Below are 526 nucleotides of genomic sequence, written 5' to 3'. Positions count from 1 at the left end.
ATTTCAGCTTTAATATCATAATCTTTATCGCTTTGATCCAGCTGTTTTAAGTGGTAATAATAAGTTGAACGGGCAAGTTTAATAATCTTTAGAAGGATATCTAAAGAAAACTCTGTTACCAGTCCTTGAACAATTTCCGTTTTTCTTCTTGCTCCTTTTCGTCTCTCAATCGGAGTTCTCTCAACTTTTTTAGAATGGCATTCTCCGCTCTCAAGTACTCATTTTCTGCTTGAAGACGTTCTAATTCTGTCATATCTTCAAATCTCTTCTTTGGCTTACGTCCCATTTTAGGTGGTCTCCCTCTTGTTTTCTCAACAATAGTATACCCGTTTTTCTTATATTGTGCCAGCCAATTCGAAAGTAATCCACTACTTAGAAGAGCATAATCCAGAGACGCCCTAATTTGTGAATGCCCCTCAAGAAGAACTTTATCAATGATCTCTTGTTTTAGTTCAGGAGAATAGTAACAATTCTTTCCTTTTTTGACGAACTCTATTCCGTAACGATCAATCAATTTAATCATGTA

General features: G+C 35.6%; 1 pseudogene. It reads right to left on the bottom strand.

Annotation, left to right across the window (positions count from 1 at the left end):
* Positions 1 to 526: pseudogene (locus O3664_RS09150) on the bottom strand (IS3 family transposase); the annotation flags it as partial.

Origin of the sequence: Streptococcus sp. 27098_8_109 (assembly GCF_041432295.1) — a bacterium.
Taxonomy (GTDB): Bacteria; Bacillota; Bacilli; order Lactobacillales; family Streptococcaceae; genus Streptococcus.
Note: the sequence above shows the minus strand (reverse complement) of the source record. Positions and strands in the feature narration are given on the sequence as shown.